The organism is Mesorhizobium sp. 10J20-29 (genome assembly GCF_054130485.1).
Genome location: NZ_CP199156.1, coordinates 3,992,159 through 4,018,678 on the forward strand (window position 1 = coordinate 3,992,159; position 26,520 = coordinate 4,018,678).

General features: G+C 61.4%; 26 protein-coding genes. 22 read left to right on the forward strand and 4 right to left on the reverse strand.

Annotated elements, in window-relative coordinates; translation table 11 throughout:
- Nucleotides 1–134 precede the first annotated feature (134 nt).
- A complete protein-coding gene (hfq, locus tag ACT2BZ_RS19125; protein ID WP_457936881.1) occupies nucleotides 135–383 on the forward strand; it encodes an RNA chaperone Hfq in 249 nt (82 codons plus the stop codon).
- Between the two features lie 93 nt (nucleotides 384–476).
- Complete coding sequence (gene hflX, locus ACT2BZ_RS19130; RefSeq protein WP_457941384.1) at nucleotides 477–1,781, forward strand: GTPase HflX; 1,305 nt, start codon at nucleotides 477–479, stop codon at nucleotides 1,779–1,781.
- A 6-nt stretch (nucleotides 1,782–1,787) separates the two neighbouring features.
- On the opposite strand, the gene mazG is transcribed toward hflX, so the two are convergent.
- The gene (gene mazG, locus ACT2BZ_RS19135) at nucleotides 1,788–2,612 is read right to left on the reverse strand and encodes a nucleoside triphosphate pyrophosphohydrolase (RefSeq protein ID WP_457936883.1); all 825 of its coding nucleotides are present in this window, start codon (nucleotides 2,610–2,612) and stop codon (nucleotides 1,788–1,790) included.
- Nucleotides 2,613–2,747: 135 nt separating this feature from the next.
- Between mazG and ACT2BZ_RS19140 the strand changes: the two genes are divergently transcribed.
- The 7 genes from ACT2BZ_RS19140 to urtE all read left to right on the forward strand — a co-directional run bounded on the left by ACT2BZ_RS19140 (nucleotide 2,748) and on the right by urtE (nucleotide 9,197).
- Nucleotides 2,748–3,074, forward strand: coding sequence for a hypothetical protein (locus ACT2BZ_RS19140; protein WP_457936885.1), 327 nt, complete (start codon nucleotides 2,748–2,750; stop codon nucleotides 3,072–3,074).
- A gap of 274 nt (nucleotides 3,075–3,348) precedes the next feature.
- Complete coding sequence (gene urtA, locus ACT2BZ_RS19145; protein WP_457936887.1) at nucleotides 3,349–4,641, forward strand: urea ABC transporter substrate-binding protein; 1,293 nt, start codon at nucleotides 3,349–3,351, stop codon at nucleotides 4,639–4,641.
- Between the two features lie 87 nt (nucleotides 4,642–4,728).
- Nucleotides 4,729–6,345, forward strand: coding sequence for an urea ABC transporter permease subunit UrtB (gene urtB / locus ACT2BZ_RS19150; protein WP_457936889.1), 1,617 nt, complete (start codon nucleotides 4,729–4,731; stop codon nucleotides 6,343–6,345).
- A complete protein-coding gene (gene urtC, locus ACT2BZ_RS19155) occupies nucleotides 6,342–7,556 on the forward strand; it encodes an urea ABC transporter permease subunit UrtC (RefSeq protein WP_457936890.1) in 1,215 nt (404 codons plus the stop codon). Before urtB ends, urtC begins: the two co-directional genes overlap by 4 nt.
- Before the next feature lie 3 nt (nucleotides 7,557–7,559).
- Nucleotides 7,560–8,306: an urea ABC transporter ATP-binding protein UrtD gene (gene urtD, locus ACT2BZ_RS19160; RefSeq protein WP_457936891.1), complete on the forward strand. Its 747-nt coding sequence runs from the start codon at nucleotides 7,560–7,562 to the stop codon at nucleotides 8,304–8,306.
- Between the two features lie 2 nt (nucleotides 8,307–8,308).
- Nucleotides 8,309–8,509, forward strand: coding sequence for a hypothetical protein (locus ACT2BZ_RS19165; RefSeq protein ID WP_457936892.1), 201 nt, complete (start codon nucleotides 8,309–8,311; stop codon nucleotides 8,507–8,509).
- Nucleotides 8,502–9,197, forward strand: coding sequence for an urea ABC transporter ATP-binding subunit UrtE (gene urtE, locus ACT2BZ_RS19170; protein WP_457936894.1), 696 nt, complete (start codon nucleotides 8,502–8,504; stop codon nucleotides 9,195–9,197). Before ACT2BZ_RS19165 ends, urtE begins: the two co-directional genes overlap by 8 nt.
- Here the strand turns inward: urtE and ACT2BZ_RS19175 are convergent.
- On the reverse strand, nucleotides 9,194–9,919 hold the full coding sequence (locus ACT2BZ_RS19175; RefSeq protein ID WP_457936896.1) for a FecR family protein: 726 nt from the start codon (nucleotides 9,917–9,919) through the stop codon (nucleotides 9,194–9,196). The genes urtE and ACT2BZ_RS19175 overlap by 4 nt on opposite strands.
- 389 nt (nucleotides 9,920–10,308) lie before the next feature.
- On the opposite strand from ACT2BZ_RS19175, the gene ACT2BZ_RS19180 reads away from it, so the two are divergent.
- The 13 genes from ACT2BZ_RS19180 (at nucleotide 10,309) to ACT2BZ_RS19240 (ending at nucleotide 24,464) form a co-directional block, all read left to right on the forward strand.
- Entirely contained in the window at nucleotides 10,309–11,040 is a 732-nt protein-coding gene (locus ACT2BZ_RS19180; protein ID WP_457936897.1) for a glycosyltransferase family 25 protein, read from the forward strand.
- A gap of 234 nt (nucleotides 11,041–11,274) precedes the next feature.
- Complete coding sequence (locus tag ACT2BZ_RS19185; protein WP_457936898.1) at nucleotides 11,275–12,180, forward strand: CBS domain-containing protein; 906 nt, start codon at nucleotides 11,275–11,277, stop codon at nucleotides 12,178–12,180.
- 174 nt (nucleotides 12,181–12,354) lie between these two features.
- Nucleotides 12,355–13,521: a tyrosine-type recombinase/integrase gene (locus ACT2BZ_RS19190; protein ID WP_457936900.1), complete on the forward strand. Its 1,167-nt coding sequence runs from the start codon at nucleotides 12,355–12,357 to the stop codon at nucleotides 13,519–13,521.
- A 14-nt stretch (nucleotides 13,522–13,535) separates the two neighbouring features.
- Entirely contained in the window at nucleotides 13,536–14,261 is a 726-nt protein-coding gene (locus ACT2BZ_RS19195; RefSeq protein WP_457936901.1) for a hypothetical protein, read from the forward strand.
- A 126-nt stretch (nucleotides 14,262–14,387) separates the two neighbouring features.
- A complete protein-coding gene (locus ACT2BZ_RS19200) occupies nucleotides 14,388–14,588 on the forward strand; it encodes a helix-turn-helix transcriptional regulator (protein WP_457936902.1) in 201 nt (66 codons plus the stop codon).
- 234 nt (nucleotides 14,589–14,822) lie between these two features.
- Nucleotides 14,823–15,515: a helix-turn-helix domain-containing protein gene (locus ACT2BZ_RS19205; RefSeq protein ID WP_457936904.1), complete on the forward strand. Its 693-nt coding sequence runs from the start codon at nucleotides 14,823–14,825 to the stop codon at nucleotides 15,513–15,515.
- An 870-nt stretch (nucleotides 15,516–16,385) separates the two neighbouring features.
- On the forward strand, nucleotides 16,386–17,363 hold the full coding sequence (locus ACT2BZ_RS19210; RefSeq protein WP_457936906.1) for an SMEK domain-containing protein: 978 nt from the start codon (nucleotides 16,386–16,388) through the stop codon (nucleotides 17,361–17,363).
- Nucleotides 17,364–17,619: 256 nt separating this feature from the next.
- The gene (locus tag ACT2BZ_RS19215; RefSeq protein ID WP_457936908.1) at nucleotides 17,620–20,595 is read left to right on the forward strand and encodes a TrlF family AAA-like ATPase; all 2,976 of its coding nucleotides are present in this window, start codon (nucleotides 17,620–17,622) and stop codon (nucleotides 20,593–20,595) included.
- 9 nt (nucleotides 20,596–20,604) lie between these two features.
- Nucleotides 20,605–21,291, forward strand: a complete 687-nt coding sequence (locus ACT2BZ_RS19220) for a TauD/TfdA family dioxygenase (protein WP_457936909.1) — start codon at nucleotides 20,605–20,607, stop codon at nucleotides 21,289–21,291.
- Complete coding sequence (locus tag ACT2BZ_RS19225) at nucleotides 21,284–22,222, forward strand: hypothetical protein (RefSeq protein WP_457936911.1); 939 nt, start codon at nucleotides 21,284–21,286, stop codon at nucleotides 22,220–22,222. The genes ACT2BZ_RS19220 and ACT2BZ_RS19225 overlap by 8 nt, the downstream gene beginning before the upstream one ends.
- A gap of 35 nt (nucleotides 22,223–22,257) precedes the next feature.
- Nucleotides 22,258–22,764, forward strand: a complete 507-nt coding sequence (locus tag ACT2BZ_RS19230) for a GIY-YIG nuclease family protein (RefSeq protein ID WP_457936913.1) — start codon at nucleotides 22,258–22,260, stop codon at nucleotides 22,762–22,764.
- 34 nt (nucleotides 22,765–22,798) lie between these two features.
- A complete protein-coding gene (locus ACT2BZ_RS19235) occupies nucleotides 22,799–23,299 on the forward strand; it encodes a hypothetical protein (protein ID WP_457936914.1) in 501 nt (166 codons plus the stop codon).
- Nucleotides 23,300–23,705: 406 nt separating this feature from the next.
- Entirely contained in the window at nucleotides 23,706–24,464 is a 759-nt protein-coding gene (locus ACT2BZ_RS19240; RefSeq protein WP_457936915.1) for an SDR family NAD(P)-dependent oxidoreductase, read from the forward strand.
- Between the two features lie 13 nt (nucleotides 24,465–24,477).
- Here the strand turns inward: ACT2BZ_RS19240 and ACT2BZ_RS19245 are convergent, their stop codons facing one another.
- Both ACT2BZ_RS19245 and ACT2BZ_RS19250 read right to left on the reverse strand, forming a co-directional pair.
- Nucleotides 24,478–25,224, reverse strand: a complete 747-nt coding sequence (locus tag ACT2BZ_RS19245; RefSeq protein ID WP_457936916.1) for an N-acyl homoserine lactonase family protein — start codon at nucleotides 25,222–25,224, stop codon at nucleotides 24,478–24,480.
- Nucleotides 25,225–25,479: 255 nt separating this feature from the next.
- Complete coding sequence (locus ACT2BZ_RS19250) at nucleotides 25,480–26,493, reverse strand: ornithine cyclodeaminase family protein (protein WP_457936917.1); 1,014 nt, start codon at nucleotides 26,491–26,493, stop codon at nucleotides 25,480–25,482.
- Nucleotides 26,494–26,520 lie beyond the last annotated feature (27 nt).

Consider the following 26,520-nt stretch of genomic DNA (forward strand, 5'->3'; position numbering starts at 1 on the left):
GCAGGTTATCAATAACGCGCTTTCCGCCGGGCCTGGGGTTTGGCTCGGCTGAAAAATGTCGATGTGCTTGACATATGCGTACAAATTTGGCGCACTACACGTAGGCCAACGGGGCCGGACGAAAGATAAAAACAATGGCGGAACGTTCGCAAAATCTGCAAGACCTGTTTCTCAATTCAGTCCGCAAGACCAAGAATCCGCTGACGATCTTCCTGATCAATGGCGTGAAACTGACTGGGGTGGTGACATCCTTCGACAATTTCTGCGTCTTGCTGCGGCGGGACGGACACTCCCAGCTTGTTTACAAGCATGCCATCTCCACCATCATGCCGAGCCAGCCGGTTCAGATGTTTGATGGCGAGGAAGCTGGCGCGGGCTCCTGATTGGCGCGTCAATCGGGTGCCGGTCGGGGGACCGGCAAGTCGGATAAATCAACGGCAACAGACCGGCGCGAGGCCGCCACTCGGGCGGTCGTCATCGTGCCGGTGCTGCCGCGTTCCTATCGCACTGACGAGGATTCCGGTCAGAACCGCCCGAGGCTGACCCGGTCGGCCGATGCACGGCGTGATGAGGCCGTCGGCCTGGCGCGTGCCATCGATCTCGATCTGGTGCACACGGCTATCGTCAACGTCAGCGAGCCTCGCCCGTCGACCCTGCTCGGCGCGGGCAAGGTCGAAGAGATTGCGGAGATCGTCAAGGAAGGCCATGCGGAGGTCGTCATCGTCGATCATCCACTGACGCCCGTGCAGCAGCGAAATCTCGAAAAGGCGCTCGAGGCCAAGGTGCTCGACCGCACCGCGCTGATCCTGGAGATATTCGGCCGCCGCGCACGCACCAAGGAAGGCACGCTGCAGGTCGACCTTGCGCATCTCAACTACCAGAAAGGGCGCCTTGTGCGCAGCTGGACCCACCTTGAGCGGCAGCGTGGCGGCGCCGGCTTCCTCGGTGGCCCCGGCGAAACCCAGATCGAGGCCGACCGGCGCGCGCTTCAGGACAAGATCACCAAGCTCAAGCGTGAGCTGGAGACGGTGCGACGCACCCGTGACCTGCACCGCGCCAAGCGCAAGAAGGTGCCGTTTCCGGTCGTTGCCATCGTCGGATACACCAATGCCGGCAAGTCCACGCTTTTCAACCACCTGACCGGTGCCGGCGTGCTGGCCGAGGACATGCTGTTTGCGACCCTCGACCCGACCCTAAGGCGGGTGCGTCTTCCACACGGCACGCCGATCATCCTGTCCGACACGGTCGGTTTCATCTCCGACCTCCCGACCCACCTTGTCGCTGCCTTCCGGGCGACGCTTGAGGAGGTTGTCGAGGCCGACCTCGTCATCCATCTGCGTGACATTTCGGATCCGGACACGACAGCGCAGGCCGAGGATGTCGAACGCATCCTGCACGATCTCGGCGTCGACGCCGCCGACACCAGCCACGTCATCGAGGTCTGGAACAAGATCGACCTGCTGGATGCAGGCAATCGCGAACGCCTGCTGGAGGAGGGAACAGCCCGCAAGGGCGAACACCCGATTGCCATCTCCGCGGTAACGGGCGAGGGCATCGAAGCGCTCGCCTCGGTGATTGAGGCGCGCCTGTCGGGCTCGCTGGACAAGGTGGACGTCGTGCTGGCGCCCGACCAGATGGGGCTGATGGACTGGCTCTATCGCAATGGAGACGTGCTTTCGCGCACCGACAATGAAGACGGCAGCGTGTCGATCGAGATCCAGGCGACGGCGAGCGCGCGCGAGGAAATCCTCAGTCGGCTGCGCCGCAAGAGCGGCAGCTAGCCATCCCTATTCCTTGCGCTTTGCCTGCTGCCACAGCACTTCCATTTCCTCCAGCGTTGCCGCTTGCAGCGTCTCGTTGCGCGCCGTCAGCGCGCGCTCGACCTCGTGGAAGCGGTTGCGGAACTTCTCGTTGGTGCCGCCGAGCGCTGCTTCGGCCTCGATGCCGAGATGGCGGCCGAAATTGACCAGCGCAAACAGCACGTCGCCAAATTCGTCCTTCATGGCAGCCGCATCCTTGTCGGCCATGGCGCTCCGCAACTCGCCGATCTCTTCCTCGATCTTGGCGAGGATCGGCTCGGCCTCGCTCCAGTCGAACCCGACCTGCGCCGCCTTCTGCTGCAGCTTCAGCGCGCGCGTCAGCGCGGGCAGGGCGACGGGCACCCCGTCGAGGAAGCCGTGACCATTGTCTTCCGGGTCGAGGCCGCGCGCCACCCGGGCGGCGCGCTTGGCGGCCTTCTCCTCGCCCTTGATCCTCTCCCACATGCCCTTGGCCATGCCGGCGCCGCGCGCCTCCTCGTCGCCGAAGACATGCGGGTGGCGGCGGATCATCTTTTCAGTAATCGCCCGCACCACGTCGCCAAAAGCAAAGTCGCCCTGCTCCTCTGCCATCCTGGCGTGGTAGACGACCTGAAGCAGCAGGTCGCCGAGCTCGTCGCGCAGATCGTCGAGATCGCCTCGCGCAATTGCGTCGGCCACCTCGTAGGCCTCTTCGACCGTATAGGGAGCGATGGAGGCGAAATCCTGCTCGACGTCCCAGGGACAGCCGGTCTCGGGATCGCGCAGTGCCGCCATGATCTCGATCAGGCGGGAAATGTCGCGGGATGATTGCATCGCGGGATGCTAGCCCTGCTTGTGCGGCTGCGATATGACTTGAGACAGGTCGAGCATTGCTTGTCCACAGATGCAGCCGGGGGACGCGTTGCCCGCCCGGCTGTCTGAACCAGACCGCCATCCGGAAACCGTTCCATGCAGACTGAGAGTGTCACGGGTCGTGGTCCCCGGGCCTTCCTGTCCAGGCGCTGGAACCGGCGCGTGCCGCTGGCGACGATTTTCTGGCGCGACATGATCGTCGTCGCGTCGATCGTCAACGTCGTGGCGGGCGCCCTGGGCCTCATGCTTCTGGGACTCAAGGTCGGCACCGTGCCATCCCTTGCAGTTCTCTTTGCGCCGCTTCCCTACAACGCCTTTCTTCTGGCCTCGGTCTGGCGGACTGCCGACCTTGCCCGCCCCGCGATTGCCGATGTCTACCGCCTGGGCGCGACGCTATGGTTCCTGGCTGCGACGATCATCTGATCTTGCGCGCGCAATTCGCACAGAGAATAGGCAATCTCGCCAACTGGTTAAAAATCAGGCAACAGATGCTGCATTGCGCAAAATTGTCACAATGGCCGGAGGACCTTCCGCAACGGCGTCTTGGGAGGAGTCCAATCCGGAGGCGTCAAGCCATTGAGAATGAACAGTAAAATCCCCGTCGTATCGGGCTCCTTCGAAACTGGCATGGCTGTTGCATCGATTATTGCGGTGCAACAACCAATTCGGAGGTGTCCACATGAGGGGAAGTTTCTCAATGATAAGCAAAACACTGTCAGCGTCGGCAATAGCCGCCGGCCTGTTGTTTTCCGCGCCCGCACAGGCGCAGGACGACACGATCAAGGTCGGTATTCTCCACTCGCTGTCGGGAACGATGGCAATCTCGGAGACCACGCTGAAGGACACGATGCTGTTCCTGATCGACGAGCAGAACAAGAAGGGCGGCCTTCTCGGCAAGCAGCTTGAGGCAGTCGTCGTGGACCCGGCGTCTGACTGGCCGCTCTTCGCCGAAAAGGCGCGCGAACTGATCGCGGTCGACAAGGTCTCGGCCGTGTTCGGCTGCTGGACCTCCGTGTCGCGCAAGTCGGTTCTGCCGGTGTTCGAGGAACTGAACTCGCTACTCTTCTACCCCGTCCAGTACGAGGGCGAGGAAAGCCAGCGCAACGTGTTCTACACGGGCGCAGCGCCCAACCAGCAGGCCATTCCGGCCGTCGACTACCTAATGAGCGAAGAGGGCGGCTCGGTCGAGCGCTGGGTTCTGGCCGGCACCGACTACGTCTATCCGCAGACCACCAACAAGATCCTCCAGGCCTACCTCAAGTCGAAGGGCGTGGCGGACGAAGACATCATGATCAACTACACGCCGTTCGGTCATTCCGACTGGCAGACGATCGTGACCGACATCAAGAACTTCGGTTCGGCCGGCAAGAAGACCGCCGTCGTCTCGACCATCAACGGTGACGCCAACGTTCCCTTCTACAAGGAGCTCGGCAACCAGGGCATCAAGGCCGAAGACATTCCGGTCGTCGCCTTCTCGGTCGGCGAGGAAGAACTGGCCGGCCTCGATACAACCCCGCTCGTCGGACACCTCACCGCCTGGAACTACTTCCAGTCGGTCGATACTCCCGAGAACGAGGAGTTCATCGCCAAGTGGAAGGAATACACCAAGAACCCGAAGCGCGTGACCAACGACCCGATGGAAGCCCACGTCATCGGCTTCAACATGTGGGTCAAGGCGGTTGAAAAGGCCGGCACGACCGATCCGGATGCCGTCATCGACGCCATCGTGGGCGTCTCGGTGCCCAACCTCACCGGCGGTTACTCGTCGATGATGCCGAACCATCACATCACCAAGCCGGTGCTGATCGGCGAGATCCAGGCCGATGGCCAGATGGAAACCGTCTGGGAGACCACTGGCCTCGTCGTGGGTGACGAATGGTCCGACTACCTGCCGGATTCCAAGGACCTGATCGCCGATTGGCGCAAGCCCATGTCCTGCGGCAACTTCAACACCGCCACCGGCAAGTGCGGCGGCAAGGCGACCAACTAGGTCGACGATCGAGACGAACTGCCGGGCGGAGGCACGATTGCCTCCGCCCGGCGCTCCCCCAGGCATGAACAATCGGCATTATCCGCAATGACCATCCTGAGATTACTCGCCCTTCTGCTCCCGCTGCTGACGGCCTTCGTCGTGCCTGCCGCGGCAGACGAGGCCGAACTGCGAGAGATCATCGCCAAGTTTGCCACCGCCAAGGGTTTTGCGGCAACGAAGTCCATCGTGGAGGAACTTGCGGCGGTGGGTGATCCGGCCGCGGAAAGGCCGCTCGTTGCCTTGTCCGACGGCGACCTCGTCTTCCGCGAGTCCGACCGCGAAGTCTTCATCGGCAAGGAGAGCGGGCGTACCGTCCGGCTTCTCGACCCCCTGACCGGCGAGGTTTTGGGGGAAGCCAAGAAGTCCGAGGTCAGCAAGATCAAGGTCAACAACACGCTACGCCGCGTCATCCGCGACGCCGTAGGCGCACTGACGCTGAGTTCCCCCGATCCCGTCGTGCGGATCGCGGCGGCCGACACGATGTTCAAGACGCCGAGCGCCGACGCCATCGATGCTCTCGATGCGGCAATCGCCAGGGAAACCGTGTCGAGCGTCAGAAGGAAACTCGAACAGGCGCGCGCCTCCTCGGTGCTGGTTTCGGACCTGCCCGAGGCCGACAAGCTCGCTGCCATCGAGATGATCGCGGAGATGGGCAGCCGTGACGCGGCATCCCTGCTGATCGCCTACGAGGCGCAGTCCGATGGGGCGCTCAAGGTTGCGGCCACCGCCGCGATCGCCAAGATCAACGAGACGCTGGCTTTCTGGGCTGTCGCCCAGAACGTCTGGTACGGCATGTCGCTCGGTTCGGTCCTGCTGCTCGCGGCGATCGGGCTCGCCATCACCTTCGGCGTCATGGGCGTCATCAACATGGCGCATGGCGAGATGGTGATGCTTGGCGCCTACACGACCTTCGTCGTTCAGGAACTGATCCGTTCGACCGCGCCCGGTCTCTTCGACTGGTCCCTGGCCATTGCCCTGCCGCTCGCCTTCCTCGTCTCCGGCGCCGTCGGCCTTGCCATCGAGCGCGGCATCATCCGCTTCCTCTATGGCCGGCCGCTTGAAACCCTGCTTGCGACGTGGGGCGTCTCGCTCATCCTGCAGCAGGCGGTGCGCACCATCTTCGGCCCGACCAACCGCGAGGTCGGCAACCCGGCCTGGATGTCGGGCGCCGTCGACATCGGCCAGATGTCGGTCACCTTCAACCGGCTCTGGATTCTCGTCTTCGCCCTCGGTGTCTTCGCCGTCCTGCTTTACGTCATGAAGAGGACGCCGTGGGGCCTGCAGATGCGCGCCGTCACCGCCAACCGCCGCATGGCCTCCTCAATGGGCATCAAGACGCCCTGGGTCGACGCGCTCACCTTCGCGCTCGGCTCCGGCATTGCCGGCATCGCCGGCGTGGCGCTCAGCCAGATCGACAATGTCTCGCCCAACCTCGGCCAGGGCTACATCATCGACAGCTTCATGGTTGTGGTGTTCGGCGGCGTCGGCAATCTCTGGGGCACGCTGGTCGGCGCCTTCTCTCTCGGCATCCTCAACAAGTTCCTCGAGCCCTATGCCGGCGCCGTGCTCGGCAAGATCATCGTGCTGGTGGTGATCATCCTGTTCATCCAGAAGCGCCCGCGCGGCCTGTTCGCGCTCAAGGGCAGGGCGGTGGAAGCATGATCACAGGGAAACTCTTCGCCGCCGGCGCCGACCGCCGCATCGCCATCACGATCACAATCCTCCTGGCCATGGCCATCATCGTGCCGGTGCTCAACCTGGCGGTGCCGCAGGACAGCGCCCTGCATATTCCGCCCTATGCGGTCGCCCTGTTCGGCAAGTACCTCTGCTACGCCATGCTGGCGCTCGCGCTCGATCTGGTCTGGGGCTATTGCGGCATCCTATCGCTCGGCCACGCCGCCTTCTTTGCGCTCGGCGGCTACGCCATGGGCATGTATCTGATGCGCCAGATCGGCGACCGCGGCGTCTATGCCAATCCGGTCCTGCCGGACTTCATGGTCTTCCTGAACTGGAAGGAGTTGCCCTGGTTCTGGTACGGCTTCGACCAGTTCTGGTTTGCCGCGCTGATGGTGATGGTGGTGCCCGGCCTGCTGGCCTTCGGCTTCGGCTGGCTGGCCTTCCGCTCGCGCGTCACCGGGGTCTATCTCTCGATCATCACCCAGGCGCTGACCTATGCGCTGCTGCTCGCCTTCTTTCGCAACGACATGGGGTTTGGCGGCAATAACGGCCTGACCGACTTCAAGGACATCCTGGGCTTCAACGTGCAGGCAGACGCCACGCGCTCGGCGCTGTTCTCCGCGTCCGCAATCGCGCTGGCGCTCGCGGTCTACGTGACCTGGCGAATCATCGGCTCGAAATACGGCAAGCTGCTGATGGCGGTGCGCGACGCCGAGAGCCGCACGCGGTTCCTCGGCTGGCGTGCCGAGAACGTAAAACTGTTCGCCTTCACCGTCTCGGCGGTGATGGCGGGCATTGCCGGCGCGCTCTACGTGCCGCAGGTCGGCATCATCAACCCGGGCGAGTTCGAGCCCGCCAATTCCATCGAGGTCGTCGTCTGGGCGGCGGTCGGGGGTCGAGCCACGATCGTCGGCCCGATCATCGGCGCGATCCTCGTCAACACCGGAAAATCCTACTTCACCGGTGCGCTGCCCGATTACTGGCTGTTTGCGCTGGGCGGGTTGTTCATCGCCGTCACGCTGTTCCTGCCACAGGGCATTGTCGGCATGTGGGACGCCTGGCGGACACGCCGCCGCGAACGGCTTGCGGCGGGCGAGATCGTCGCACCCCAGGATGTCGTCGTCCGCCCCGAACCGGCGGCTGCCGGCAAATGGTCCGAGCCGGATTCCGGCGCCGAACCGCAACCGGCCGAGTAAGCCATGTCAAAGAGCCACACGATCCTCTACCTCGACGGCGTCTCGGTCTCCTTCGACGGGTTCCGCGCCATCAACAACCTGTCGCTGGTGCTCGACAAGGGCGAGATGCGCGCCATCATCGGCCCGAACGGCGCCGGCAAGACCACCATGATGGACATCGTCACCGGCAAGACGCGGCCGGACGACGGCGAGGTCTTCTTCAACGGCAGCGTCGACCTGACGAAGCACGACGAGGCCGAGATCGCCATGATGGGCATCGGCCGCAAGTTCCAGAAGCCGACTGTCTTCGAAAGCCATTCGGTCGAGGACAACATCATGCTGTCGCTGAATGGTCCCCGCTCGATATTCCCGGCGCTGTTTCACCGCAGCTCGACAGAGGAGCGGCAGCGCATCGACGAGATTCTGGCCACGATCCGCCTCGACGAGAAGCGCAACGACCTCGCCGCAAATCTCTCGCACGGGCAGAAGCAATGGCTGGAGATCGGCATGCTGCTGGCGCAGGACCCGAAGCTGCTTCTCGTTGACGAGCCGGTCGCCGGCATGACCGATGCCGAGACCGAGGAAACCGCGCGCCTGCTCAAGGAAATCGCCAAGACCCATTCCGTCATCGTGGTCGAGCACGACATGCATTTCGTCCGCGAGCTCGACGTCAAGGTTACCTGCCTGCACGAAGGTTCGGTGCTGTCGGAAGGCACGCTGGATTTCGTCTCGGCCGACGAGCGCGTCGTCGAAGTCTATCTGGGCCGCTGACCATGTACTGGCGCTTCGACCTCGACGCACTTCTTTCGCTGGCAACCGCCGCCGAGCGGTCGTCGCTCTCCTTCCGGTCCGGTTTCGACCGGCTGGAAAACTCTGGAAATTTCACCGACCCCCTCCGGCAGGCCGGCGCGCCCGCCACCCCCTTCGCGGGGGAGGAGGGGGACCAAGAGACGAGGATCGCCGGTCATGCTTGAGGTCAAGGACGCCACCTTGCACTACGGCGCCGCCCAGGCGCTGCGCGGCGTATCGCTGACTGCCGGCGCCGGCAAGATCACCTGCGTGCTCGGCCGCAACGGCGTCGGCAAGACCAGTCTCATGAGATCCATCGTCGGCCATCACCGGCTGACGAGCGGAAGCGTTGCCTTCGAGGGGAAGGCGCTCGACCGGAGCGCGGCGTATGACCGCGCCCGGTCGGGCATCGCATTCGTGCCGCAGGGCAGGGAGGTCTTTCCGCTCCTGACGGTGCGCGAAAACCTGGAATCCGGCTTCGCGCCATTGAAGCGCGCCGATCGCAACATTCCGGGCCATGTGTTCGAACTGTTTCCGGTGCTGAAGCAGATGCTCGGCCGGCGCGGCGGCGACCTTTCGGGCGGGCAGCAGCAGCAGCTGGCGATCGGCCGGGCGCTGGTGATGCGACCGAAACTGCTGGTGCTGGATGAGCCGACCGAGGGCATCCAGCCCTCGATCATCAAGGATATCGGCCGCGCTATCCGCTACCTGCGCGACCAGGCCGGCATCGCCATCCTGCTTGTCGAGCAGTATCTCGATTTCTGCCGGGAACTGGCCGACGAGGTCAACATCATGGATCGCGGACTGATCGTGCATACCGGCCCGGCCGAGGATCTCGACCGGGCCGAGGTGAGGAAATTCCTCACCGTTTAGGGGTTGAAGGTGTTGCCACCGTCATCGTCGTCCGGGGGCTGACGATCCCTCGGGTCGGGTCTCGAAGCGCCGCCGGGCTCGGTTCTCTTCTGCAGCGCGCTCGACATGCCGCAGCCTCTGGTGACCCGCCGGAATTTTCGCGACAGTGTCTGGTCGCCCGACAGGAAGGGCAGCGCCCGCGGTGTGCCGAGCACGTTGAAGATGTTGCGGTTCACCGTTTCGGGCGACTGCACGCCGCCGGACGGCGTCGCGACGACCACGTCGCATTGCCGCGTGAGGTCCTGGCAGCCATTGCTGCCGCAGAACTGGGCCGCGCCCTCCAGGAGCACGATGGCGGTCAGGCCGCCGGCACCGACATAGATGTCGAGCGCGGTGCCGCGCACGCCGAGCGTTCCGGCCGGCGTGTTGATCTGGTAGGCCGACGATTTCGACTGGCCGCTGATCCAGCGGAACGTGCCCCTGGCCGCGTTGAGCGACAGCTTCTGAACGGTCTTGGAATCGTTGAACACGAACTCGTCGATGACGACGGACGAATTCCAGCCGACCGCGAATTTCGTGCCGTCGCGGAACAGGAACTCGCCAAGCCCGGTCTTCGATGTCTGGATGCGCTCGTTGCGGTGCACCGGCGCCATGTAGTCGATGACGGCGCCATTGCCGGTCACTCTGGTCTTGACCAGGGTCGCTTCGCCGACCTTTTCCTGCGCCAGTGCAGGGACCGCCATCAGCATCATGCTTGCTGCCGCGGTTGCGATTCTTCTTGATGGTTGCATCTTGCCTTCTCTCGGGGCGGGGGATTTGGACGGGCGCTCAATACGACCGTCCCTGTAACGGTTTGATGCCGTTACAGGGGGCACCTGTGACCGGCAGGCAACAGGCCGGCCCAGCCTGTCGGCAGGGCCGGGCGGCCAGGCGCCCTCAGGAACATCCGCTTGCGGACTTCTGTCCGTGGCTCGTGACGGCAGGAGTTGACGGACCCTGTTGCGCTTGGCTACGAGGCACTGGTTGTCCCTGCGGCATGATTGCTGGTAAGGGTTCGCGACCAACCGACCGGCGCGTACGCGAGGCATGTGCGCGGGGCCGGTCGATGCAATGCAGAGCGTGAATCCGACCCGTGAGAGCCTACGTCCTGACGATCGAACCACCCGGTGGACCACGCCGCAAGTCGATCGCCCAACAACTGGAACCCGCCGCCTTCTCCTGGGAGTTCTTCGAGGGCGTGCGCCGTGACGCTGCCGCCCTGCAGGAACTCTATTCGCCATTGCGCAACCTGCTGCTGGCCAAGCGCTCGGTCACGCCATCTGAGCTGGCCTGCTATGCCAGCCACAGGGCCATCTGGCGCCGCATCGTCACCAGCGGCGAGCGCTATGCGCTGGTCCTTGAGGATGACGCCAGGGTCGTCGACCATGCGGCGCTTTCCTCCGCGCTTGCCGAGGTCGAGCGCGGCGATTTTGACCTGGTCAAGCTGAGCGACCTCAGGCCCAAGCACATCGTCAAGCGGGTGGTGGCGGGACAAATCGAGCTGGTCAGCCACAAGATGCTGGCATCCGGTACGGTCGGCTACATCCTGTCGGCGGATGCTGCGGCAAGGCTCCTGCAGCGACGGCGGGTGTATCGCGCCGTGGACGAGGACATCGGCCACGCCTGGGAGTTTGGCATCGACGTCTGGTCGGTCGCACCCAATCCCGTGGATGAAGCCCCGCTCGCTGAAGCGACGTCGGCGATCCAGGTCGAACGCCTGCAAGGCGGCGGCAATCCGCTTCGTTCGCTCTACGGCGAGTTGCTGCAGGCGAGAAAGCGTATCCTCACCGCTCGCTATCACTCCCGCCTCCAGGTGCGCTGCTGACAACGGGTGCTTCGGCCGGCCCAACAGACAGCTGCCGGCGCTTCCACCATCCTGCTTGTAGTGGACCGGGGAACCACTGTGACCGATCGCGTCTTGCTACACTTGTGGTTGTTCCAGTGATGGCAGAAGGAGTGCCAACGGGTTCACCAATACGACTTGCAGGTTTTTAGCAGATATTTACTCGTCTGCTCCATGCTCGAATGATTCAGTTTCTTTATTTGGGCAGGTGCATTCATGCGAATTCACAAACTTCTGGAAAACAAGAACACGTCCGATGTGACTACCGTGAAGCCGGACTGCAGCCTGGTCGAAACCGCGACCTTGTTGAGCGAAGGGAAAATCGGCGCCGTGCCAGTCGTCGACAGCAAGCAAGTGATGGTCGGCATCATCTCCGAGAGGGATCTCGTCCGCAGCCTGGCGGAATTCCAGACCGGTCTTTTTTCCAAGAAGGTCGAAGACGTCATGACCTCCTCCGTGATCACCTGCTGCGGCGACGACGATGTTGAGGATATCTATGCGCAGATGACAGAAAGGCGCATCCGCCACATGCCGGTCATGCAGGACGGCGCGCTCGTTGGCATGTTGAGCTTGCGCGACTTCGAGGCGGCCTACAAATATCTCCAGCAGAATTCGGTCACCGACGACCTGACCGGCATGGTCAACGCGCGTGCCTTTGCCGAACATCTCAAGGTCGAATTCAACCGGTACCGGCGTTTCCAGTTCCCGTTGTCGGTCGTCGTATTGAAGATCGGCGGCTACAGCCAGACGCTTCAACGACAGGGCCAGGCGGTCTGCGAAACGCTGCTGAAGGGACTGGCGGAATCCTTCAAGGAACAGATACGCCAGTTCGACATCGTCGGTCACATTTCCGACGACACCTTCAGCGTCATCCTCCCCAATACGGGTTCGGCCGCGGCACATCGCGCCTGCGCGCGGTTGCTGAAGGGCGCCAGGGGCTTTCTGGCGTCAGACATCAGGGCGGCGGACCTGGAGATCGGACTCGGACTGGCCTTCGCGGAAGTCGACACCCGCGATCACACGTCGATATCCGAGCATGCGAACGCCTCGGCGATCAGGGCTCTGGAGCATGGCAACGAGGACTACAATGTCGCGGCCCAGGAAAAGCCGGTAGCCGCCTGAACGCGAACAGGGGGCCGGAACAATTCCGACAAGTGATTGATGTCGGTTACGTTCTGGCGGAGGGAGTGACCGCCTGTCCGCCATTCTTGCTGACATTAGTGCCAACTAACCCTTTGCTGTTGCTAGTAAAGTCGCTATGGACGACATGACGGTTATGGCAAACGGCGGTGAAAATTGGCGCGACACAAGCTCTCCGAAAGCAACATCAAACGGCTGGACAGTCCTGGCATCTACGGCGACGGCGACGGCCTCTATATTCGCGTACGCAAGGGAGGCTCCAAGCAGTGGGTCTTCATCTTTCGGCGCGGTGCTGATCGCACCGAGATCGGGCTCGGAGGATATGGACAGGGAACCGCGCCAGTATCCCTCTCGCTGGCGAGGGAAAAGGCTGAAGCTATCCGGGACAGCCTTGCGAGAGGCATTGATCCGCGGTCTCCGAGAAAGCCTGCTCGCGTAATCACCTTCGCACACTGCATGGAGGAACTGCTCAAGGCCAAGGCGAGTGAGTGGACGAACCCGAAGCACGGTGCGCAATGGGAGATGACGCTTCGCGAATATGCCAAGCCGCTGCACGATATCCCTGTCGCCGACATCGTCATGGGGGACGTCAAGGACTGCCTTGCGCCACATTGGCAGGAACGGCCCGAGACAGCTGACCGGCTGCGGTCGCGTATCCAGGCCGTTATCGACTACGCCATAGCTCACGAATGGAGGTCCGCCGGCAACCCAGCCAGATGGAAGGGTCTGCTCGACAAGGTAATGCCAAAGCGCCAGAAGCTTACACGGGGTCACCATGCTGCATTGGCTTATGCCGAGGCGCCGACGATGATGGCCAAGCTTCGGCAGTCTAGCGGAACAGCGGCTCGGGCGGTCGAGTTCATCACCCTGACGGCCGCCAGGAGTGGCGAGGCCAGGGGTGCGACGTTTGACGAGATCGATGGCCAGGCCCGAACCTGGACGGTTCCTGCCGAGCGGATGAAGGGGGGCAGGGCGCACATCGTGCCGCTGTCTGACCGCTGCATGCAGATCGTCGATATCATGCGACAGCGGGCCACGAGCGACCTCATCTTTGGCGGTGGCGTTGAAGGGAGGCCGATATCCGACACGGCCATGACAAAAGCGCTGCGTCTTGCCTCGCCGGACAAGACAGCTACCTTGCACGGGCTGCGAAGCATGTTCCGTGATTGGGCCGGTGAAGAAACTGACACTGCGCGCGAGATCGCGGAGTGGAGCCTAGCGCACCACGTTGGCAATGCGGTCGAGAGGGCCTATCGCCGCGGCGACGCGCTGGAGAAGCGACGGTCGTTGCTGCGGCAGTGGGCACAATACTGCCAAGCGTAAGGAATTCCCTCGATATGAGTGCAAGCCCCTATCCGAGCACCTACTCGTATGCACCTGACGACCTATTTCGCATCAAAGAAAAATTCAAGAAATTGGGGAAAGAAGGTCATTTTAATTACTGTTTGGAAAGTATCGAGTGGTTCGCATCTTCCTATATTGACTTGAGTGAGTGGGGCTCGTTGCTACCAGATAGGCAAATCCTGCAAGAGAAACACGAGCAACAACTGCGCATAATGGAGCAGTGTCGGCAGCTGATAATATGGCAGTGCCAAATTCCTGTAGCGGATCGCGCGATACCAGAACTGCTGTCTGAGGATCCCGATAATTTAGTGGAAAATCGCCGTGCAATCAAAGAGATAGTCGAGCTGTTCGAGGCATTTGACAGCAATAGAATTGCAGGTGTTGAATTTCTCAATCAAATGGCGGTCAGAGCGCTGGACTACATGATTAATGATGGTCGGGACAGCGGTCCTGCTTGGGGTACGATCAAGGATGGACGCGAAAGGCGTCACAGACGCGCCTTCATCGAAAATGTGAGCCGTGTTTGGGCTGAGCTGAACGACTGCGATCTGCGAGAGTGTACTATTTCAGCAGTAGATGGCAGCCCGATGCTCGAATTCATCAAGGCTTGTCTGGACCCGCTGACTGCAATCACTGGCGAGGCTGCCGGAAACGAGACCATTAAAAATATCGTCAATCAGTTGAAGCGGGAGCTGCTGACTCGGGAGCGCTTCGACTAGGTAATCAAGCTCCCCATTATTCTGATTTCGCTTTCTAGTCAGCTTGGGGACGATGGTTTCAATACAGAGCCGTTACCAACTAGGGCGGCATTGAAGGTTTTGCCGTCCCCCTGACTGGAGACGGCAATGAAGACCGAAAGCCCCACGCTCATAAGCATCAACGATGTGTGCCGGCTGACATCGCTTAGCAGGACCTACATCAACAGGCTGCGTTGTGACGGCCGCTTCCCTCAGACGGTGTCGATCGGGGACCGGCGGGTCGCCTTCGTGCGATCAGAAGTACTGGATTGGATCGAAGCCCGCATCGCGGAAAGGTCCACCGCGTGACCGACGATGATTCGGCCAAGATCGCGAGTGGTCTTGAGGTGCGATCCATGTCGGCCGTCGAACGCGCTTCCGTCTGGTTTGCCGAGAACCGCACACAATTGGTTGGCTCCGCGATCGTCCCAGAACTCAGGAGGCGGTTCGGTCTGACGCCATTGGAGGCAATCGAGGCACTGCGGAACTCGGTACGATGAGGCGGGGATATCAACCAGCCGCTCAGGGCGTGGCGAGGCTCGGATGATAGAGCTCGCGAAGAACGACATCTTGTTCGCCCACATGGCGCTCGGACTTGCGCCCGGCCTATCCAGTGCAGCAAAGCGTGTCGGCGCCGCACTCCTTGAGCACTTCAACCGCAAGACTGGTCGCTGCGACCCGAGCGTCGAGCGACTTGCGCGCCTGCTAGGCGTCGACGAAAAAACGATCCGTCGCGCCACCAAGGACCTCGTCGCCAAGGGGATGTTCAAGAAAAGCAGTCATGGCGGCCGTCACAACACAGCGGCCTATTCGCCAAATTGGCCATGCTTTCGATTGATCATTGCAGATTGGAACGCGCTCATGAAGTCTGGAAAGGGAGTGGGAAAGGCATCAATAAACCGGACAGAAATGTCCGGTGATATCGGGCAGAAATGTCCGTTGGATGCGGACAAAAATGCCCTACAAACCGATAGAACCAACCGGAAGAAAGAACCTGGCGCGGTTTCACTGTCGACGGATGGTGCGGTCGCAGGCGGCAAGGGGCTTGGGAAAGAGGGTGCCAAGCAGCCACAGCGAAACACCGTGCATGGGTTCTCTGGCGGGAAATCCGTAAGCCGTTCTGACGCTGCAGAAGCAGCCGAGGCGCGCAAGCAGAGCCAGTCAATCCAATCCCTACCGAGCGTCGAAGAGCGCGAGGCAGCGTGGATGCAGGCGATGTCGGGGGACACCGCATGATCCGGTCGCAACTGAACGAGTGCAGGGGCGCTGCCGAGCTGCGCCGGCGCCGCCGCGATCGTCAACAGCGGCGACCGCAGTGGCCTGCTGCTGCTCCTCGTGCGGGCTGCCTTGATTGCAAGGGAGGCCAAACGAACTCCTGTGGAGGACACGCCGCCTGGCCCGGCGACTTCCGCGAAACGGTGCTGGCGCGCTGCTCGGAGGGGCAGGGGGGGTCGAAAGTCAGGGACCTCTCGGCGGGCTTACCCGCGTCTCCCTCACTCGCGGATTTTTTTCTTGCGCGACGGAATTCTGGACGGGAAGCGGGGGCTATTTCTGCCGGTGAGGCCGGAAATCGTTGATTCTTAGCGCGCATCTGCCGAGATACTGATGATTATTTTTCGTCGAAGCGGTCCGGCCGAAACACGATGATTCGGATCTTGGGAACGTACCACGACGAACTGAGAGCCGACTTGTTTGGCGCACCCTGCCAAGTGTCTGCTGCAGCCGAGAAGGCGCCGTTTCGACCGATTCTGAATGACCGGAGGTGGCCGTTTCCGGACAGTCCGCTTCTTGGCGTCGAGGATCGAATAGCTGCAGTTGGCCTCATGCTGATCTCAGTCGATCATCGATCGCCAGGTTCATGAGTTGTCGAGCCAGCGTCTCTTCTTTCGAGATTCGGCTGGACGGATAGCTCCCGTCCAGCGACAAGTCGCTATTCGCTATTCGCTATTCGCTGTTCGCAGTCGCTGCAACGCTGAAACCGGACGCCGAATCGATATCGGACGTTAAAATGCATCACGGTGCACGCCGTGAGAGGGCCGACGGAGGAAATGAGCGATACTTACGAGAGGCTATTTCATCGGAGAGATTGTCGATGCGCTCAGCGATGTGGCCGGTCAGGTTTCGACGCGGGGACGTCTCGGTCTGACCGACCTCAACAAGCACGCCGAGGATTTCTTCAAGACGATCCTCAATCACCTTCTTTCGCTCTCGCTGGTAAATCTCAATGCGGATCGCAGCAACGAGCCGGGCCTCGACCTTGGCGACAAGACCAACAAGGTCGCCTTCCAGATCACTGCAACGCGCACGTCGGCGAAGGTTAACGACATGCTGGCGAAGTTGAGCCACGAGCAGATCAAGACGTACACGAAAATTCGCGTCTTGATGATCGCCGGCAAGCAATCGTCCTATACCCTAGATGACACGTTAAGCGCCCGCGCATCGTTCGACGTGGATGACATTTGGGACATCGACGATCTCGGCAAGCTCTGCATGGACCTGCCGGTCGACGTGCTGCAGCTCGTTTACAACCACGTCCGCAGCGAACTCGCCCGCATCAAGATCGAGCTGGAGATTCCCGACGCGGATGGCAAATATCCGACGACGCTGGCTGACTTCGTCGAAGCCATCCCCAAGCCGCAGATGTCGGACCTCACCAAGTTCAACAAGTTGCTCGAAGACCAGGGCCTCGGCGAGGATCTGGACAAGACCCAGGAATCCTTTGCGACGCTCTCGGCGGCGCTGGCCAAGCTGCCGCGCATCACGCGGGAATTTCTGGTCATGCTCATCGAGCGTCGCGAGACTGAACGGCGCCGTCCGCTCGGCGGCAACGACTACGTCGAGATCAATGCCGATAAGCTGGTCCGAATTTCGCGCTATCCGGACAATGACGGCGAGCTGCGCGTGCTCGACAGCTATGGCTTCGTCCGGTTCGACGAGCCCGACGAGCATGGAGAAAGTGCCTATTGGCGCGTGTTCCTCCCCGGTCTCGCGCTGGAAGAGTTCCTCGTGCTGATCGAACACGTCGAGACGATCGGGATTCCGCTAAGTCGGCCCTTGGTCGCGCTCGATTTCAGCGACTTCTAGCGGGCGGGTCCCCAAGGCATCGACGCCCCGAAGGCGAGAAATTTTCACTAGCGGCGCATTTCAAGCCGCTCGTTTATACTTCCATCTGCCGCGATGTTGTTTTCCGCGAACAAGACAGTGGACGACGCAACATCATATTGCCCGGCGCTGGTTTCAGGAAATATTCCTACGTTAGAATGCGCGATGATGCGATACTTTGCAGTTGCATCACCGGCTACGGAGCAGGACAACACAAGGAAGGGCACTAGGGGGGCGTATGATCAGTCGCGGTTCGGAATGGCACCGTTGGGAGCCGCATATTCATGCCCCTGGCACTATCCTCAACAACCAATTCGGTGCTGCCGATCCCTGGGGCGCATACCTCACGTCGCTCGAGGGGCTGACGCCGAAGGTCGAGTCGATCGCCGTCACCGACTACTACGTCACCGACACCTACGAGGAATTCCGCAAGCATATGGACGCCGGCCGCTTGCCAGAAGTGAAGCTTGTCTTTCCGAACATCGAGCTGCGCCTGGACGTAGCGGCGAAATCGGGCTTCGTAAACGTCCATCTTCTCGTCAGCCCGGAAGATACTGATCACCTCTCGGAGGTGAAGCGTATCCTCAAGCGCCTCCAGTTCCACGCGTTCAACGACCGCTTCGATTGCACGCGCGAGGAGCTGATCAAACTTGGAAAGCGCGCCGATCAGTCGATCACCGACGACGGCGCGGCGCTCCGGCACGGCGCGACGCAGTTCAAGGTAAACTTCGATCAACTGCGCAAGGTCATCGGCGAAAGCGAATGGGCGACCAAGAACATCCTCATCGCGGTCGCCGGTGCGGCCGGAGACGGCACGTCCGGCGTCCGGCAGGCCGCCGATGCCACGGTGCGGCAGGAGATCGAGAAGTTCGCGCACATAATCTTTTCGAGCAGCGCGCCGCAGCGCGAGTTCTGGATCGGCCAACGTGGCGTGACGATCGAGGAGCTGCGCACACGATATGACGGCTGCAAACCCTGCCTTCACGGCAGCGATTCCCACGACCAGAAATCCGTGGGTCAACCCACCGACAACCGCTTTTCGTGGATCAAGGGCGCCCTTGAGTTCGATACCCTGCGCCAAGCGTGCATCGACCCCGAGGGGCGCGCCTATGTCGGCGAACACCCGCCGCGGTCGGCGATGCCATCCCAGGTGATCTCGCACGTCAGGATCGACGATGCGGATTGGGCGACCACGCCGGACATCCCGCTCAACCCCGGCCTTGTCGCCATCATCGGCGCTCGGGGTTCGGGCAAGACCGCCCTGGCCGACGTGATCGCGGCCGGCTGCGATGCGATCACCCCATCCGGATGGAACGCGGACGAAAACATTAGCCCATCCTTCCTGGCGCGTGCGCGCCGGTTGATCGGCGATGCGACGACGAAGCTGACCTGGGGCGGCGGCGCGACGGTCACCCGCGCTCTCGATGGCAGCGACGCCAACGGCCATATGTCGTTTCCGCGAGCCCGCTATCTGTCCCAGCAGTTTGTCGAGGAGCTTTGCTCGGCCAAAGGTGTGTCCGACGGCTTGGTCGACGAGATCGAGCGTGTGATCTTCAAATCGCATTCGCAGGACGATCGCGAATGGGCACTCGACTTCGCCGAGCTGCGCGAGCAGCAGACCTCGCGGTTCCAGCAGGCGCGCGAACGCGAGGTCCAGGCGATAGCGGACATCTCGGACCGAATCGCCACTGAGTTCGAGAAGGAGAGCCTCGTCGCCTCGCTGACTAAGCAGGTCGGCGAGAAGAAGAAGCTGATAGCCGACTATACCGCCGATCGTGCCAGACTCGTTGTGAAAAGGACTGAATCCCAGGTCGCCCGCCATACGCAGCTTAGCGAAGCCGCGCAGAAGCTCCGCAGTACAATCCAGAATTTCGGGAACCAGCGCCGTACCTTCGTAGCCATGCAAGACGAGGTGCGTTCCACGCGGGCAACCGGCTCGCCGGAGATGCTGCGGCAGGCCCAGGCGCGTCACACCAATAGCGGGCTCAATGCCACGCAGTGGGACGAGTTCCTGCTGATCTACAAGGGCGACGTCGACAAGAGCCTTACGGCATACGTGACTTGGGCGGATGGCGAGATCCGGAAGCTCCAGGGCGTCCCGCCGCCGCCCGGCGATCCCAACGTTGCGCTGATTGCCGATACAGCCGATGTCTCGAAATTGCCGCTGGCGCCGATCGCCGCCGAGATGACTCGGTTGGAGGCACTATTCAGCGCCGACAAGCTGGTGCGCGATCAATACTCGGCGCTCACCAACCGCATCGCGCAGGAGAATTCGGCGCTTCAGACCCTCGAAACCCGCCTTGCGGATTCGCAGGGTGCCGTCGCGAGGCGTAAGGATCTCCAAACGGAGCGCGATGATACCTACGGCCGGGTTTTTGAGGCGATCATCAACGAGCAGGACGCGCTCGCGGGACTTTACGCGCCCCTGATGGCGCGGCTTGCCGCTTCGTCGGGGACCCTGAAGAAGCTCAGCTTCTCCGTTCGCCGGATCGCCGACGTTCAGACCTGGGGCAACTTCGCGGAGGAAGAGCTTCTCGACCGTCGCAAAACCGGACCCTTTTATGGGCGCGGTTCGCTTATCGGCGCAGCCACAGAAGCACTCAAGCCGGCGTGGGAAACCGGATCGGCAGCGGAGGTTCAGGCCGCCATGACGGCGTTCATGGCAAAATACCTGCGAGACCTGCTGTCCCATGCGCCTTTCGCTCCGACGGAGCAGGCCGACTTCCGTGCCTGGTCAAAGCAGTTCGCGCACTGGCTTTTCGGCACCGATCACATCACCGTCAGGTATGAGATCTCTTATGACGGCGTCGACATTCGCAAGCTATCGCCCGGCACGCGCGGCATCGTGCTGCTGTTGCTCTATCTGGCGCTCGACGACTCCGATGATCGGCCGCTGATCATCGACCAACCCGAGGAGAACCTCGATCCGAAATCCGTCTTCGACGAGTTGGTCGCGCTCTTCATTGCGGCGAAGGCCAAGCGTCAGGTGATCATGGTCACGCACAACGCCAACCTCGTGATTAATACCGACGCGGATCAGATCATCGTCGCCGAAGCAGGACCGCATCCTTCAGGTGGCCTGCCACCGATCAGCTACGTGGCGGGCGGACTCGAAAATGCTGAAATCCGCAAGGCCGTCTGCGACATCCTCGAAGGCGGCGAAGCCGCCTTCCGCGAGCGCGCCCGGCGCCTTCGCGTCCGCCTCGAGCGATAGGACGGCGAGATGGCTGCGCACGACATCGCCGTCTCCGATACGCGACCGCCTCTTGACCCGCTGTCGGAGCGCGGCTGGTCTCTTCATCGCAGCGAAAGCGCGAACGCCGACGCGACAGTGAGCGAGCTGGGCAAGCTCGGCGATCGCATAGGCACTCGTGTTGGCGGCCGCGCCGGCGCGCTCGAAGAGGTCATCGAGCCTCACAGCGCCGACGCTGCGCATCCGCGATCCTTGAGCGCCCGCTACGGCCTGGGCGCCTTGCCGTTCCATACCGAACTCAGTCATCGCACCAGACCATGCCGCTACCTCCTCCTCGGGTGTATCGACCCAGGATCGCCCGCAGCGGCGACGATGCTCCTCGACTGGCAAACGCTCGGCTTTTCGCCGGAGGAGCTTAACCTTCTCGAAGCAACTCCGGTGCTCGTTCGTAGCGGCCGGCGTTCCTTCTACACGACGATCCTCGCGCCGGGTGGAGCCTTCCTGCGATACGATCCCGGCTGTCTTGAAGCCGTTGACCAGCGCGGCCGCATAGCCCTGGCGCTCATCGACAACCGAATTGCCGCGGCTTCGCCCCAAGCCCATCAATGGCGCCAGGGCGACATCCTCATCATCGACAACTGGCGCGTCCTTCACGGGCGCAGTCCGTCGGACCCAGGGTCCGGCCGACGCCTCGCAAGGGTTCTCATCGATGCCTGAAGACGTCTTCATCGCCATAAACGGCGACGCGCTCCATGCAAAATCGAAGGTCTATATCGGCCGTGCGTTGGCCCGCAAAGGCGCCAGCGATCTCGACGAGTATCAGCTCTGGGCATCTCTCGCGCTTGAGCTGCTTGGCAAGGCCGCACTCGCCCGTAAGCACCCGAGCCTCGTGGTCGATCCGACGCACTGGCAGTCTATGTTCGTCGCCGCCGGCATCAACGTCACCACGGACGTGAAGACGATCGCAGCCAAGACCTTGTTCGAGCGCCTGGCCCACCTCGTTCCTCGCTTCGACAAGACGGTCCAGAAATTCTGCCAGGACATCGCCGAACGTCGAAACGCCGAGCTGCATTCGGCCGATCTTCCCTTCCGGACGATGCGTCTCGACGCTTGGGAGGCACGCTATTGGCATGCGTGCGACACGATCCTGCACCAGATGGGTTCATCCCTGGAGCAATGGCTCGGCGCGGCCGATGCAAAAGCGCCCCGCCAGCTTCTCGATGAAGCCGCCAAGGCTCTCGCGGCCGCCGTCAAGCTGCGCGTCGAAGCCGCCCGCGAGCAATTCGAGGCGTTGAAGAAGGCAGAGCGGGAGCGCCTGACTGGCGAAGCGGAATTGCGCGAACCGCAGCACCAGGTCGGAATCTTTAAGAGCCGCTGCGACGAGATCTGGGCGGAGAGCTGCCCGGCGTGCAAATGCCGAGCCTTCATGACCGGCGAGCAAACCGGCGAAGACATCAGCGAGGAGCGCGATGAGCATGCGATCTGGGAAGTCGTCGACCGCGAGTTCGTTGGTGAAGAGTTTCGCTGCCCAACATGCGACTTGACGCTGATGGGAAGCGACGAAATCGACGCCTCTGGACTGAACTACATCCACGAGGACCAGCAAGAACGTGAAATGGAATACGAGCCGGACTACGGGAATGACTGATCGCAAATGCAGACAGACGCAACGGGGCATTGCCTATGCCGGTTTACTTCATAGGCGAGGATGAAAACGGGTGCTCGCCGATCAAGGTCGGCGTTGCCAAGGATATTGGCCGGCGAAAGAGCGATCTGCAGACCGGCAATCCGCTCGAACTCAAACTCCTCGGCTGGATCACGTCGGCCGATGATTTCGAGACCGAGCGCGATCTGCATCGTCGCCTCGCATCCCGGCGCGGCCGCGGCGAGTGGTTCTACGTCGAGCCGGCCGATGTCTTGCCTTTCCTGATGGAAGTCGGACAGCGCGGGTTCGTCGCGATGAACGCCGATGCCTTCGAGATCACCGGCTACGACCGCGACGCCATCCCCGAATATCTCGGTGTGTGGGAGTGGGCCGACCTCGACATCGACGAATGCTGTCCCTTCTGCGGATGCCTATGCGGCATGCATTTTCAGGAGGCCTCTCAGATGTATTACTGCATCCAGTGCGACACGCTCACCGACTTCTTGCAACTGTCCCCGGATGGCTGCGACGGGCCGGTAGACTGACTGGCCTCGAGACCAACAACGAATGGGGCATAACATGAGCATGCAATGGCTGTTGGCGCGCGCACCGGGATTCCAGGCGCTGCCCGAAGAGGACCGCGCAGCGATCTTCAACTTCACCTTCCTCTGGAGTCTGTTCGAGGCGCAGGTCATGGGCAATTTCGCGCGCGCCGATCTCATTTGCGCGAAAGCCGACGAGTGGCGCGATGCAGGCACGCTCGACGCCGACCAGTATGATGGAGAGCTGGCCAATTTTCGGCAGCGCTACTTTGCGAACGGCGTGTTTACGCACCACTTCGCGCACCTCCACCTGCGTCCCGCCGATCAGCCTGACCTCGTTCGAGCGGTCCTCGACGGGACCAACAACGACCCGCGCGATCGGCTGCTGACCGTGATGACGATCGTCTGGCGCTTTCGCAACAATCTGTTCCACGGCGAGAAGTGGGCGTACCATCTCCAGGGCCAGCTTGCGAATTTCACCCACGCCAATGCCGTGTTGATGCGGCTCCTCGAAAGGCATGGGCAGTTAGCGTCCTGACGGCTCTAGGTAGTCCGCGGCTTTCTCCAGATTGGTTCACCCGCATAGATGCTGACGCTCGTCTGTCCCCATTTTGCTAGACAATGAGTAATGTCGGATTTCGGGAAGTCATAAGTGTCGATCGAACGGCCGGAATGAGGGCGCTGAGCTGACAGAAAAATCCTGGACATGACCGGCAGCTTTCCGAATGTTATGGATTGAAGCGCTCAGTCGTGAGCGTTCTAGGGCACAGCAACCAATTGAAGCGATCGGCTAAAGGTGAGCGCAACTGCGGTGTCGCCCCCACATCGTCAACAAGTCGAGTTTACTGGCGAGGGCGAAAAGTACGACCTCCTTGCGTGGTCAAGTCGCAGGGAGCCAGGGACAATAGCATCGAATGCCAAGGCAAAGTTTTGGGGCAACGCGCATGATTAAACAGACCCGTCAGGCACCTATAGCAATCGTTACGGGTGCGGCCGGTGGCATGGGTAAGGCGATTGTAAATCGGCTGTCAGATAGTGGCTACGTAATTGCGGGCCTCGACGTCAACCGACCAGGGCTCAATGAGCTAGAACAGGCGATCAAGACTGGCGGCGGGAGCTTCCTGTCTGTCGAGTGCGATCTCACGGACCCAGTCGCAATCGCCCGTGCCTTTGAGGCGATCGACGCCGAGATTGGGGGGCTCGACGCCTTGGTCAACAATGCCGGAACCTGCTTCATGGGGGAGTTCCCCGACATAGCGGCGGATGAACTCAATCGGCAGATGGCAGTCAACTTTACGGGTGCATTCCACTGTTGTCAGGAAGCCGTGCGCCGGATGAGGCTGAGGCCAGGCGTCAAGAAGATCGTCAACATTTCATCGAACGGCGCCTACAATTTCGATGTCTTCGACCCGCCGCATTACCGCGCCAGCAAGGCAGCACTCGACACGCTGACGAAGGATCTTGCACGGCGCTACGCGCGGGACCGGATCAGCGTCAACTCAATCGCCCCTGCAATGACCGAGACCCCACTATTTAACGTCCTGACTCCTGAGGTTCTAGAAAGTGCACTTGCGGCGATGCCACATGGTCGCGCGATGCGGCCGCAAGAAGTCGCTGAATGGGTGAGCTTCCTGATTTCGCCAGCAGGCGATGTTGCGAGTGGCAATGTAATCATCCTCAACCAAGGACGTGATGTACGGTAACTTGAACTCGCATTCAGTCGTAGAACTGGGGAGCTTTCCGCAACTGCGGCCACTGTTCGGGCGAATGACCGTAGATCACGAAGGCCCCGAGTTCCGTTGCAATTCTTAGGATACGGTCCGCACTCTTGATTGCGAGTTCCGGATCCCATGAACCTGCAAAACGCTCGTCAACTTCAGAGGGACGCGAGATTGCATCCGCAGTCAGCAAGACTGGTCCGGTTTTCGGCAGCGTCACCAAAACAGACAAATGCCCTGGACTGTGACCTGGAGTGGATAAGATCCTGAAGCCATTGCAAAGTTCCAGGTCGCCGGAAACCGTAGTCGTTTCGACATCCGGCCAATCCATAGGCTGTACCGCTCCCCAGTAGAGTGGCTTGGGTAGTGCTCGTTCTGCCGCACCGATCAGCAACATTGCGTCCGGGAAATCGGCAATGCCCCCGACATGATCAATGTGCGTATGAGTGATAATCAAGCAATCGACATTGTCCGGACGCAGACCGATCTTGCCCAGCTGAGCAGAGGGCAAGTGCTCGGTTGAAAGTTCACGAACCTCGCCGAATCCAGACAGTCGATCTTCATCTGAAGCCTTTGCTGCATCGATAGCGTATTTCGCTGGAAATCCTGTGTCGACGAGTATCCGGCGCCCCAGTCTTGTTTCGATCAGGTAGCCGCAGATCGCGATGATCCGATTTCCGCCGTGTACCTTGAACAGTCCGAAATCCAGAACATAGAGCCGAAGAGGCGAGTCTTCGGGATCCAATTTCCTCGGCACAATCGAAACTCGCTGCATTCCCTCAGTGGGTAAGGCCATGCTTACCGTCGGCCTGGGTGGAACTTACCTCTTCGCGCCTTCGGGCTCAAGATGGCATGGCCGAATGAACCCCGGCGATGTCGTAACCCCGACCTTGCGACGATGGTCTGAGAGCGCCGGTTGATTGCAGGGATCAGGGCAGAATCTCAAATGCAGCACCTAACCGGTCACATTCAGGGGCCCTCACGATTTGCGGCTTAAGGATCAAGTAGAAATCATCTTTTTTTCTATTCCTACGCCGGCTGCCATTGCTCTTTCGTACTCGAGGGGCACCGTGGCTGAGTCTTGCAGCGCGATGCCCGTGGAATCGAAGATGGTGATCTCCTCGTCCGAAGTCCGCCCGGGCTTGCGGCCGGTGACGACTTCGCCGATCTCGCCGGCGAGATCGGCTTCAGTGATGAGGCCTTCCGAGAGCGGAACGTTGATCTCGCCATCGGTACGGCACTGCCGGATGTCATCCACGAAAATGCGGGCGCCCTTCAGAAGCCTGCCTTCGAGTTCCTGGTCGCCCTTCTTGTCTGCGCCGACGGCTGCAATGTGTGTGCCCGGCGAAATCCAGTCCGCCATGACGATCGGCCCCCGTGCAGGTGTCAAAGTCACCACCACGTCGGCGCCGCGCACCGTCTGTTCGAGATTGGTCGACGCCTTGATCTCGAAGCCCTCGTATTTGGGCTGCTGTTCCTTCACGAAATGATCGAGCGTGTCCTGGCTGCGGCTCCAGATGCGCACCTCGGACCAGGGGAATACGGCGTTGCAGGTGGCGAGCGCTCCCTCCGCCATGTGGCCCGCTCCGACGATGGCGAGCTTCTTGGAATCCTTGCGCGCCATCCACTTGGCCGAGACGGCCGCCGCCGACCCCGTCCGCATCACGGTGTGATAGCTGCCGTCGACGATAGCGAGGGGAAACCCCGTCTCGGGATGGGTATAAATGAGGATCGAGAACACGGTCGGCAGGTTGTAGTTCTCGCGGTTGTTCTCGCGGATCGAGACCCACTTGCAGGCAGCTGCATGGGGTTCCTCGATGTAGGATGGCATCGCTTCCCATTCGCCAGGAAAACGATCGAGCACGATGTGGCCCTTGGGGTCCATGTAGAAGCGGCCCTCGCCATGCATGCGGTAGGCCTGCTCGACGCAATCATTGTATTCGTGAGGCTCCAGCAGCCCCACCATCTCGTTCCGGCCGAGGATAAGCGTTTTCCTGTTTGCCCAGTTCTCCATTGCTTCTCTCTCCCGAATTTCCCTTGG

What these genes read in the sequence shown, in the direction of transcription:
- hfq (WP_457936881.1), top strand. Translation starts at nt 135, where the DNA reads ATGGCGGAACGTTCGCAAAATCTGCAAGACCTGTTTCTCAATTCAGTC.
- mazG (WP_457936883.1), bottom strand. Translation starts at nt 2,612, where the DNA reads ATGCAATCATCCCGCGACATTTCCCGCCTGATCGAGATCATGGCGGCA.
- ACT2BZ_RS19140 (WP_457936885.1), top strand. Translation starts at nt 2,748, where the DNA reads ATGCAGACTGAGAGTGTCACGGGTCGTGGTCCCCGGGCCTTCCTGTCC.
- urtA (WP_457936887.1), top strand. Translation starts at nt 3,349, where the DNA reads ATGATAAGCAAAACACTGTCAGCGTCGGCAATAGCCGCCGGCCTGTTG.
- urtB (WP_457936889.1), top strand. Translation starts at nt 4,729, where the DNA reads ATGACCATCCTGAGATTACTCGCCCTTCTGCTCCCGCTGCTGACGGCC.
- urtC (WP_457936890.1), top strand. Translation starts at nt 6,342, where the DNA reads ATGATCACAGGGAAACTCTTCGCCGCCGGCGCCGACCGCCGCATCGCC.
- urtD (WP_457936891.1), top strand. Translation starts at nt 7,560, where the DNA reads ATGTCAAAGAGCCACACGATCCTCTACCTCGACGGCGTCTCGGTCTCC.
- ACT2BZ_RS19165 (WP_457936892.1), top strand. Translation starts at nt 8,309, where the DNA reads ATGTACTGGCGCTTCGACCTCGACGCACTTCTTTCGCTGGCAACCGCC.
- urtE (WP_457936894.1), top strand. Translation starts at nt 8,502, where the DNA reads ATGCTTGAGGTCAAGGACGCCACCTTGCACTACGGCGCCGCCCAGGCG.
- ACT2BZ_RS19175 (WP_457936896.1), bottom strand. Translation starts at nt 9,919, where the DNA reads ATGGCGGTCCCTGCACTGGCGCAGGAAAAGGTCGGCGAAGCGACCCTG.
- ACT2BZ_RS19185 (WP_457936898.1), top strand. Translation starts at nt 11,275, where the DNA reads ATGCGAATTCACAAACTTCTGGAAAACAAGAACACGTCCGATGTGACT.
- ACT2BZ_RS19195 (WP_457936901.1), top strand. Translation starts at nt 13,536, where the DNA reads ATGAGTGCAAGCCCCTATCCGAGCACCTACTCGTATGCACCTGACGAC.
- ACT2BZ_RS19200 (WP_457936902.1), top strand. Translation starts at nt 14,388, where the DNA reads ATGAAGACCGAAAGCCCCACGCTCATAAGCATCAACGATGTGTGCCGG.
- ACT2BZ_RS19205 (WP_457936904.1), top strand. Translation starts at nt 14,823, where the DNA reads ATGATAGAGCTCGCGAAGAACGACATCTTGTTCGCCCACATGGCGCTC.
- ACT2BZ_RS19215 (WP_457936908.1), top strand. Translation starts at nt 17,620, where the DNA reads ATGATCAGTCGCGGTTCGGAATGGCACCGTTGGGAGCCGCATATTCAT.
- ACT2BZ_RS19220 (WP_457936909.1), top strand. Translation starts at nt 20,605, where the DNA reads ATGGCTGCGCACGACATCGCCGTCTCCGATACGCGACCGCCTCTTGAC.
- ACT2BZ_RS19225 (WP_457936911.1), top strand. Translation starts at nt 21,284, where the DNA reads ATGCCTGAAGACGTCTTCATCGCCATAAACGGCGACGCGCTCCATGCA.
- ACT2BZ_RS19230 (WP_457936913.1), top strand. Translation starts at nt 22,258, where the DNA reads ATGCCGGTTTACTTCATAGGCGAGGATGAAAACGGGTGCTCGCCGATC.
- ACT2BZ_RS19235 (WP_457936914.1), top strand. Translation starts at nt 22,799, where the DNA reads ATGAGCATGCAATGGCTGTTGGCGCGCGCACCGGGATTCCAGGCGCTG.
- ACT2BZ_RS19240 (WP_457936915.1), top strand. Translation starts at nt 23,706, where the DNA reads ATGATTAAACAGACCCGTCAGGCACCTATAGCAATCGTTACGGGTGCG.
- ACT2BZ_RS19250 (WP_457936917.1), bottom strand. Translation starts at nt 26,493, where the DNA reads ATGGAGAACTGGGCAAACAGGAAAACGCTTATCCTCGGCCGGAACGAG.